The organism is Pseudomonas brassicae (assembly GCF_010671725.1).
GTDB lineage: Bacteria > Pseudomonadota > Gammaproteobacteria > Pseudomonadales > Pseudomonadaceae > Aquipseudomonas > Aquipseudomonas brassicae.
The window spans coordinates 1-9,554 of the sequence record NZ_JAAHBU010000410.1; the positions used below are offsets into that span (position 1 = coordinate 1).

At 63.3% G+C, this 9,554-nt stretch carries 8 protein-coding genes and 1 pseudogene; 8 read left to right on the plus strand and 1 reads right to left on the minus strand.

Translation table 11 applies throughout. The features are described 5' to 3' along the window. Entirely contained in the window at nt 1-453 is a 453-nt protein-coding gene (locus G3436_RS23020) for a hypothetical protein (protein WP_163949884.1), read from the minus strand. Nucleotides 454-858: 405 nt separating this feature from the next. Here G3436_RS23020 and G3436_RS23025 point away from each other — a divergent pair. The 8 genes and pseudogenes from G3436_RS23025 to G3436_RS23060 form a co-directional block, all read left to right on the plus strand. Then, nucleotides 859-2,209, plus strand: a pseudogene (locus G3436_RS23025) (UDP-glucose dehydrogenase family protein). Beyond that, entirely contained in the window at nt 2,206-3,288 is a 1,083-nt protein-coding gene (locus tag G3436_RS23030) for an NAD-dependent epimerase (RefSeq protein ID WP_163949887.1), read from the plus strand. The pseudogene G3436_RS23025 and the gene G3436_RS23030 overlap by 4 nt, the downstream one beginning before the upstream one ends. Next, nucleotides 3,285-4,031: a sugar transferase gene (locus G3436_RS23035; protein WP_163949890.1), complete on the plus strand. Its 747-nt coding sequence runs from the start codon at nt 3,285-3,287 to the stop codon at nt 4,029-4,031. Before G3436_RS23030 ends, G3436_RS23035 begins: the two co-directional genes overlap by 4 nt. Further along, entirely contained in the window at nt 4,032-4,679 is a 648-nt protein-coding gene (locus G3436_RS23040) for a CpsD/CapB family tyrosine-protein kinase (RefSeq protein WP_163949892.1), read from the plus strand. Nucleotides 4,680-4,702: 23 nt separating this feature from the next. Beyond that, nucleotides 4,703-5,725 carry a polysaccharide biosynthesis/export family protein gene (locus G3436_RS23045; protein WP_163949895.1) on the plus strand — a complete coding sequence of 341 codons (1,023 nt, stop codon included), beginning with the start codon at nt 4,703-4,705 and terminating at the stop codon, nt 5,723-5,725. Between the two features lie 20 nt (nt 5,726-5,745). Beyond that, nucleotides 5,746-7,338 carry a GumC family protein gene (locus tag G3436_RS23050; protein WP_163949898.1) on the plus strand — a complete coding sequence of 531 codons (1,593 nt, stop codon included), beginning with the start codon at nt 5,746-5,748 and terminating at the stop codon, nt 7,336-7,338. Continuing rightward, the gene (locus tag G3436_RS23055) at nt 7,335-8,423 is read left to right on the plus strand and encodes a glycosyltransferase family 4 protein (RefSeq protein WP_178116576.1); all 1,089 of its coding nucleotides are present in this window, start codon (nt 7,335-7,337) and stop codon (nt 8,421-8,423) included. The genes G3436_RS23050 and G3436_RS23055 overlap by 4 nt, the downstream gene beginning before the upstream one ends. Beyond that, on the plus strand, nt 8,420-9,554 hold a 1,135-nt coding region (locus G3436_RS23060), incomplete at its 3' end, for an O-antigen ligase family protein (protein ID WP_163949900.1). The genes G3436_RS23055 and G3436_RS23060, both read left to right, overlap by 4 nt.

Below are 9,554 nucleotides of genomic sequence, written 5' to 3' on the forward strand. Positions count from 1 at the left end.
TCAGTAGCGCCAGCCCCAGCAGCGGCGCCGCCCACGGCAGCGCCGACGGCCAACGCCACGCCGCCCAGGACGCAAGCCCAGGCCCAGCAACAACAGCACCCCCTTGGCCAGCGCCACCACGATCACGCTGTGGTACTGCTGCAGCGCCTCGCCGATGAAGCCACCCGAATACACCATCGAGACGAACGCGCTGTACGTGAGGTAGTCGGCCATGATGCGGGTGTACGCATCGAAAAACACCGCACTGGCAAAGAACCCCAACGCAAACACCCAGCGCACCAGGCCCTGGCGAATGTTCGCGCTCAACCACAAGGCAACCAGCAGCACCCCGAATACCCCGGCATACAGCACCAGTGCCACGCCCAGCCCGATCGCTTCGAGACGTTCGATGTAGTAGCCGCTGAAGCTCAAAAGGTAAACGACCAGCAACAGTCCCTTGATGTAACCGCGCATGACTTCCCCGCCAGAAATTGCCCTCAATCATCTGAGGATTCCCACACGGTAGCAGGCTAACGGAAAACCGCAAACCTAAAAACGTCAAAATAATGACGAACTTACGCGCACTGATTATGACGGTCTGCAAACGAGAAAGTGATGCATTCGTGAAACAGTCGGCAGCACAAAAGCCACGTTTTACGCGGCTTACGACCGTTCATCGCATTGACAGCCGGCTAAATGCCAGCTCATTTCGACGCTAAGGTACGGATTGGAAAAGGGTTGATGGCGAAATAGTGGAAGTCTTACCCACTGTAACTGAAGCGATACATGCCATAGGTTTGACACAAATCGGTGTTGCTGGTCTATACCGAAATCACACCCGCTGTTTCACTTTCATTACTCCATACGAGGCACGCCAGCATGGATGTGAGCGTATTTGGCACAGGTTATGTAGGACTTGTGCAGGCTGCTGCACTGGCTGACGTAGGTCACCGGGTGCTTTGTGTCGATGTGGATGCCAACAAGATCAACCAGTTGCGTCAGGCGGTTCCGCCAATCCACGAGCCGGGCCTGTCGAGCATGCTCGAAGAGAACATCAAGGAAGGCCGCCTGCTGTTCAGCACCCAGGCCAGCGACGCCGTCACCCATGCCGAATTGATCTTCATTGCGGTCGGCACCCCGCCGGATGAAGACGGCTCTGCCGACCTGTCCCACGTACTGGGGGTCACCCGCCAGATCGCCGGTTGATGACCACTGACCGTACCCTGATCATCAAGTCCACGGTCCCGGTGGGCACCGCCGACAAGGTCGCGAGCCTGGCCCGCGAGGAACTCGACCGTCTGGGCAAGCGACACTTGCAGGTGCGCGTGGTCTCCAACCCGGAGTTTCTCAAGGAGGGCTGGCGCTGGCAGACTGCATGCGGCCGGACCGGATCATTGTCGGCACCACCGACGACCAGGCCCACGACCAGTTGGCCGAGCTGTATTCGCCGTTCTGCCGCAACCATGAAAAGCTCATGTTCATGGATAACCGCAGCGCCGAACTGACCAAGTATGCGGCCAATGCCATGCTGGCCACGCGCATCAGCTTCATGAACGAACTGGCCAACCTCAGCGAATTTCTCGGTGCCGACATCGAGTCGGTACGCAAGGGCATCGGTTCCGACCCACGTATCGGCTACCACTTCATCTACCCCGGCTGCGGCTTTGGCGGCTCGTGCTTCCCCAAAGACCTGCGCGCCCTGCTGCACACCGCCGAACACAGCGGCATGCCGTTGCGCCTGCTGCAAAGCGTGAGCGAAGTCAACGACGCCCAGCGCCAGATTCTCTTTGCCAAACTCAAGAAACGCTTCCCGGGCAGCCTCAAGGGCAAGTCCATCGCCCTGTGGGGGCTGGCGTTCAAACCCAACACCGACGACATGCGCGAAGCCCCCAGCCGTTACCTGATGGAAGCGTTGTGGGCCGAAGGCGCCACGGTGCGCGCCTTCGACCCCGAAGCAATGGCCGAATGTCGACGGCTCTACGGCTACCGCAATGATCTGCAGCTGTGTGCCACGCGTGACGACACCCTGGAAGATGCCGATGCGCTGGTGATCTGCACCGAGTGGAAAAACTTTCGTGTGGTCGACTTCAACCTGTTGGCACAGAAGCTTCGCGAACGCCTGATCATCGACGGGCGCAACCTGTACAACCCTGACCAGGTCGCCACGTTCGGCCTCCACTACAGCGGTATCGGTCTGCGCCACGTGCAGCCGCAGGTGCCAGCGCCATGAGGATACTGGTCACCGGCGCAGCCGGTTTCGTGGGCGCACATTGCACACTGCGCCTGTTGCGCGATGGCCATCAGGTGATGGGCCTGGACAACTTCAATGACTATTACGACCCGGCGCTCAAGCACGACCGGGTGCGCTGGGTGCAGGATCAGGCTGGCGCCTTCGAACTCAGGCATCTGGACCTTACCGACAACGCCGGCATCGAGGCGCTGTTCGCCCAGTTCAAGCCCGAGGTGGTGATCCACCTCGCGGCTCAGGCGGGTGTGCGCTATTCGCTGGACAACCCGCGTGCCTACCTCGACAGCAACCTGGTGGGCTTCCTGAACATTCTGGAAGGATGCCGTCGCCACCCGGTGCAGCACTTGCTGTATGCCTCGTCCAGCTCGGTGTATGGCAGCAACGAGCGCACCCCGTACTCGGTACAGGACGCGGTCGACCACCCGCTGTCGCTGTATGCCGCCAGCAAGAAAGCCAACGAGGCGATGGCCCACAGCTATAGCCACCTGTTCGGCATTCCCGCTACCGGCCTGCGCTTTTTCACCGTGTACGGCCCGTGGGGCCGCCCGGACATGTCACCGATTCAGTTCGCCCAGGCAATCACCCAGGGCCGGCCGTTGAAGCTGTTCAACCACGGCCAGCACCAACGCGACTTCACCTATGTCGACGACATTGTCGAGAGCCTGGTGCGCCTGATCCCCCTCGCGCCGCACAGCGACCCGAGCTGGGACCGCCTGGCCGCAGACCCGGCCAGCAGCCATGCGCCCTGGCGCCTGTACAACATTGGCGGGCAGCGCCCGGTGGCACTCACCGATTACGTGGCACTGCTGGAAAAACACCTGCAGCGCAGCGCCCAGGTCGAGTTGCTGCCCCTGCAACCGGGCGATGTCCTCGACACCTGCGCCGATGCCAGCGCCCTGGCCCAGGCCACCGGCTTTACCCCGGGCATCTCGCTGGATGACGGGATCGGGCGTTTCGTGGCCTGGTTCCTCGACTACTACACGCACACGCCTAAGGACGCCGTGCGGTCCACAGGGCAGACGCCTGCGGCGACGCCCGAGCATCAACGGAGGGTGGTATGACAGGACAACCCAAAAGTGCCGATACCCAGGCGCTGCGTCAGGATAAACGCATGGACCCGGCACACCGCATGCGCATCGACGCGGCGGTGCACATGCAAGGGCGTGGCTGGATGACCGGGCGCATCGGCGGGCGTCCCTGGACGCTGTCGCGCACCAACCGAGTGGTGGCGTGCATCGGCGCAGTGGGCATCCTCACGTTGATCTCACCGCTGATGCTGGGCCTGGCCGCGCTGGTCAAATGCAGCAGCGCGGGGCCGGTGTTCTTCGTGCAGAAACGCACCGGTTACCGGGGCCGCAGCTTCGGCATGTTCAAGTTCCGCACCATGGTGGCCAACGCCGAGGCGCTCAAGGAATCGGTGCGTCACCTGAACAAGCACGGCGCCGACGCCATCGACTTCAAGATCGACAAGGACCCGCGCGTCACCCGCATCGGCAGCTTTCTGCGCCGCAGCAGCCTGGACGAACTGCCCAACCTGTTCAACGTGATCCGTGGCGACATGCGCCTGGTCGGGCCGCGTCCGACCTCCTTCAACGCTTATCGCTACAAGGACAGCCATCTGGCCCGCCTGAGCATCTACCCCGGCATGACCGGCCTGTGGCAAATCTCCGGGCGCAGCGACATCGACTTCGACCAGCGTGTCGAGCTCGACCTGAGCTACATCGCCGAACAGAGCTTGAGCCTGGACCTGAAGATCCTGCTCAAGACACCTTTCAAAGTCTTTAGTGGCCACGGAGCAAGTTGAATGGACGGTTCTACTTCGAGAAGCCTGAGCATCGTCACCCCCAGCGAAACCAACCTGACGTCCACTGTGCTCGACCAGGACCAGCGCGTGCTGCTGCTGACGGCCGCCAACACGGGCAGCGGCACCAGCACCAGCGCACTGGCATTTGCCAAGCAGTTGACGCTGATGAGCGGTGGCTCGGTGCTGCTGGTGGACAGCAGCCCGACCGGCAACAGCCTCACCCAGCAGATGGGCCTGCAGAAGCTGCCCGGTTTTCGCGACTTGCTGTTCAACCAGGACACCCCGCCGCCACTGCAGGACTGCATCGTACGCCTGTCCGACCAGCCCTTCGACGTGTTGCCCTGCGGGCAGTACCAGCGCGCCAGCGAGCGGCCCAACCTGGAGCGGCTGCGCACCCTGCTGGCCAAGCTCGGCGACCAGTACCGCTTCGTGGTGATCGACGGCGAGGCGATCTACTCCAGCGCCGACAGCCTGGTGATCGGCACCCTGGTGGATGGCGTGATCCTGGTGGTGACCGCCGAAGATACCCGCTGGGAGGTCGCCCAGGCTGCGGCGCAGCGCCTGACCCAGGCGGGCGCCAAGCTGATCGGCAGCGTGTTCAACCGACGCAAGTACTACATGCCCAAGTGGCTTTACAAGAACCTCTGAGCAGCCAGGCTAAGGATGACGCTATGAACGTGAAACTGTTCGCCCTGCTTGCGCTGCTGCCCCTGGCAGCCTGCACCAACCATGAAACCCGGCAGATGCCGGTGCAGATCATGACCGCCGACCCCGCCAATGCCCAGGACCGGGAATTGCCGCGCGGCGAGCAGGCACTGCGCCCCGGCGATGTGCTGGACGTGATCTTCCACATCAGCACCAGCGGCTCCCAGGCCTATCGCATCCAGCCGGGCGATACCGTGGGCCTTGGGTTCCTTTCCGCCAGCTCGCTCAATGGCAACCAGCTGGTGCTGCCCGATGGCACCATCGAACTGCCGCGCGCCAACACCTCGGTGAACGTCGCCGGGCAGACCACTGACGAGGCGCGCCGCACCATCCAGCAGGCCTATCGCAACAAGAGCCTGTTCCAGCCTGGCCGCGACCAGATGACCGTGCAGGTGATCAGCCCACTGACCAACGAGCAGAACCTCAAAAGCGCGCTGAACCACCCCGCTACCGGCATGAGCCGCGAAATCACCGTGGGCACCGATGGCCAGGCCAGCTTCCCGGAAGTGGGCGCCGTGCCGCTGCAAGGCATGACCATCACCCAGTTGCAGACCTTCCTGAACAAGCGCTACGCCGACCTGCCCGGGCGCATGACCGTGGACGTGATGCTCAAGTCCACCGCGGTCAACGAGATCTACGTGCTGGGCGAGGTCGCCCAGCCCGGCGCCTACCCGATCCGCCGGCCGGTATCGGTGCTCGAGGCCCTCACCCTGGCACGCGGCCCGAACCTCAAGGCACGGCTCGATTCGGTGGTGATCATGCGACGCAACGGCAACCAGGTCCAGGCGGTGCCCTACAACGTCGACAAGGCGCTGGACGCCAGCGCCGCGCAGGTGGCCTACCTGCAACCGGACGACATGCTCTACGTGCCCAAGACCAGGCTCGCCAGTGCCGGCGAACTGGCGCGACAACTGGCCGATGTGGTGCTGTTCCAGGGGGTTGGTTTCAGCTTCTCCTACCGTGTTGACGACAAAGACAGCGATAACTAAATCCAGGCAGGTGAATGCGCATGACTACCAAAGAAAACTACCTGCATGAATTTTTCAGGATCTTCTTCGCCAACCGTCAGTTGGTGAAGCGCGTGTTCCTGATATTCGCAGTGACTGCCCTGCTGCTGCCGTTGCTGCTCAAGCAGAGCTTCGACATCACCGCCGAGGTGATCGTGCAGTCCAAGAAGCTGTCCCAGAGCGATACCAACACCGCCCTGGCGCAGGAAACCGACAAGTTCATCCCACCGTCGCTGGCCGACATGGAAACCGAGAGCAACATCCTGCGCTCGCCCAGCCTGATCCGCGAGACCATCACCCAGCTGCGCGACGAAGGCCTGTACGAGGTCAGCCCCGGCTTGCTGCAACGCCTGGTGTTCATCCCGCTCAAGACCGTGATTGTCAACCCGTTGCGCGAGTCCGTGGTCAACCCGATACGCACGCTGTTCGGGCTTGAGATCGACCCGGTGCGCGACACCCAGCTCGACACCCTGACCGACGATGCGATCAAGGACCTCAAGATCGAAACGCTGCCAGGCTCCAACGTGGTCTCGGTGATCTACAGCTTCCCCGACCCCAAGGTCGGTACGCTGTTTGTCAGCCGGCTGCTGGAAAACTACCTGCGCAACCGCCAGAACCTGCAGTCCAACGAGCTGCCGCAGGAGTTCTACGAGCAGAAGAAGCTGCAGTATCAGGTGCGCATGGACGACCTGGAAGGCAAGCGCCTGGGCATGCTCGAAGGCATCGGCTCGTCCGACCCCAAAGAAGAGATCACCTTCCGCCTCAACGCGATCAACACCGAAGAGCAGGCGCTGAACCAGTACCGCGACCGCCTGCTGCAAAGCCAGCAATGGCTGGACTACCTCAAGACCAGCCTGGCCGCCGCCGGCAACGCCAACATGCGCGATTTCGCCTTCCCGTACACCTTCACCACCACGGTCGACAACGTGGCGTTCGAGGATCGCGAGATCAAGCAACTCGGCGAACAACTGACCACCCAGGTGCTGACCTACGTCAGCGACCTGGCGGTGTTCCAGCCCAACAGTGAGCAGATGCTGCTGCAACGCGAGCAGATCGCCAAGACCCGCCAGCAGTTTCTCAAGATCGTGTCCAATCGCGTCAAGGAGCGTGAAAAGGACCTGGCCGTGGTGCAGGACGTGATTGCCCAGAAAACCCAGCGCATCGCCGACTACAAGAGCCGCGTGCACGAGCTGCAGCAGACCCAGAGCAAGGCACGCCAGCTCGATACCGAGATCGACGCACTGCACAAGGCCTTCTTCACCTACACCCAGCGTTACGAGGAAGCCCGTGGCGAGCGCCTGCTGGCCGGCGATGTGTCCAACGCACGGGTACTCAGTGCACCCTATGAGCCGGCCGAACCGGCCTTTCCCAAGCCCATGCTGATCATTCCGTTCGGGATGCTCACCGGTCTGCTGCTGGGTATCGCCCTGGTGTACGTGCGGGAGTTCTTTGACCATCGCTTCAAACACCCTGCGCAGATCACCCATCAGCTGGGCTTGCCAGTACTGCTGGTGATCAACGACCAGACCCCGGAAACCCCCAACCCGCACAAGGGCTGGTCGCTGCCACGGCTGGTGCACTGGGTGCGCAATTGAACGCAGCCCGGACCCCGCCGCGGCCGATCATCCACCTGCTGGGCAGCGGTGGGTTCTATGGTGCCGAACGGATGTTGCTGGACCACTGCCAGGCTACCCCGGGACAGCACCTGGTGCTGTTTCTCGGGGCTCCGGCCGACCTGCTGGCGCGTTTTCGCGCCGCTGGGGTCGACTGCCGTACCTGCGATGGGCTCGCGGCCTTGTGGCGTGAACTGCGCCAGTTGCGCCAACAGCAGCCGTTGATCAACAGCCACAACTTCAAGGGCCTGGTGTTCGGCTGGCTGGCTGCGACCCGCTGGCGACTGCCGATGCTTGCCACCCAGCACGGTTTTACCCCCAGCAGCCGCAAGCAGCGCCTGTACACCTGGCTGAGCCTGCAACTGTGCCGCACGCCGACCATCGACCAGGTGATCTGTGTGGCCGAAAGCATCAAGGCCATTCATTGCCGCGCCGGTGTGGCGCAGCACAAGTTGCGGGTGATCCCCAACGGCCTGCCCGAAGCCGATGCCCTGCCCCCGCGCCACCACGCCGATGGCCGCTGGCTGGCCGGCTTTGTGGGGCGCCTGAGCCAGGAAAAGGGCCCGGACCTGTTCCTCGACAGCCTGATCCCGCTGTGCCAGCGCCACCCTGGGCTGGACGCCGTGATGCTCGGCGACGGCCCGCAGCGCGAAGCCCTGCAGGCGCGCATCGATGCCGCCGGGATGAACGAACGCATTCGCCTGCCCGGCTTTCAGCGCGACATGCGCCAGTGGATGGCGCGCCTGGATGCCTTGGTGATCAGCTCGCGCACCGAAGGCACGCCAATGATCCTGCTGGAGGCCATGCAGGATGGCGTACCGGTGGTGGCCTTTGGCGTGGGCGGCATCCCGGATGTCATCGAACATGGGCGCAACGGCCTGCTCGCCTCGCCCCTGGCGGTGCAGGCGCTGGCCGCAGGGCTGGAGGCGCTGATGCTCGACCCGGCCCAGACCGCCGAGCTGGTCGCCCAGGCCCGATGCACCCAACGTGAACGTTATCACCTGCCTACGCTGGCGCAACGCTGGGCCCAGGTCTACCTGGGCACCGCCAAGGAGACTTGCGCATGATCATTCCCCTGTCGTTGATCGTTCTGGTGGCGCTGGTATGCGTGGGCTTGCTGGTCAGCCCCTACCCGTTCCTGGCCCCGGGTGCAGTGGTCGGCCTGGCCGGGCTGCTGGCGCTGTACCGACGCCCGGCCTGGGGGCTGATGGCGATCATCACCCTGGTGCCGCTCGAAGGCCTGTTCAAGGAAGGCGAGCTGTCGGCGACCAAATTCATCGGTGCCGCGCTGGCCCTGGTGCTGGTGCTGCAACTGGCGATCGGACAGTTGCCTGGCGAGCGCCTGCGTACGTCGATGTGGCGCCTGCTGCTGGCCTTTCTGGCCTGCTACCTGCTGAGCTTTGTGGTCAGCGACAGCAGCGAGATGTCTCTTGGGCACTTTCGTGAGCTGGCGGTCGGCCTCCTGTTGTTCGCCATCACCTTGCTGATCGGCCGCGAGCTGAACCTGCCGATGATGTGCCGCCTGGTGACCCTGAGCGTCGGGCTGGCCTGTGCCATGGCCATGTTCTCGGCCAAGTACCAGGACGAGGGCCGCGCCTCCGGCCTGCTCGAAGACCCCAACGTATTTGCCATGTTGATTGCCATTGCCGTGCCGCTGGCACTGTGGCTGGTGCTCAACAGCCCCGGTCGGGCGCAGCGACTGTTCTGGATCGCGTGCTGCTGCCTGCTGTTCGCCGGCATGACCAAGACCAATTCGCGCTCGGGGCTGGTGGTGCTGCTGATCAGCCTGGTCATCGCGCTGGTGCACTACCGCGATCAACTCACCCGCATACGCCCGCGTCACCTGGGCTTTGCCATGCTGGGCCTGGCGATCGTGCTGCCGCTGGCGATTGCGGTGATGCCCGACACCTACATTGCGCGTATCCAGTCTCTGGCGCTGCTCAAGTCCGGGGTCAATGCCTACAAGGATGACTCGCTGGGCCGGCGTGCGTCGTACATCGTGGTCGGCAGCAAGATGATCCGCGAGCACCCGGTGCTCGGCACAGGCCCCGGCACCTTCCCCCTGCATTACGCCACCACCGGCTACGCCAAGGCGTTCTCGGCCAACCGCAAGGTCGGTGACCTGTATCGTCGCGCACACAATACCTACCTGGAAATCTTCAGCGAAGTCGGCATACCCGCCGGCCTGCTGTTGTCGG

Coding starts and splice junctions, on each gene's coding strand:
- G3436_RS23035 (WP_163949890.1), top strand. CDS start 3,285: ATGACAGGACAACCCAAAAGTGCCGATACCCAGGCGCTGCGTCAGGAT.
- G3436_RS23050 (WP_163949898.1), top strand. CDS start 5,746: ATGACTACCAAAGAAAACTACCTGCATGAATTTTTCAGGATCTTCTTC.
- G3436_RS23020 (WP_163949884.1), bottom strand. CDS start 453: ATGCGCGGTTACATCAAGGGACTGTTGCTGGTCGTTTACCTTTTGAGC.
- G3436_RS23040 (WP_163949892.1), top strand. CDS start 4,032: ATGGACGGTTCTACTTCGAGAAGCCTGAGCATCGTCACCCCCAGCGAA.
- G3436_RS23030 (WP_163949887.1), top strand. CDS start 2,206: ATGAGGATACTGGTCACCGGCGCAGCCGGTTTCGTGGGCGCACATTGC.
- G3436_RS23045 (WP_163949895.1), top strand. CDS start 4,703: ATGAACGTGAAACTGTTCGCCCTGCTTGCGCTGCTGCCCCTGGCAGCC.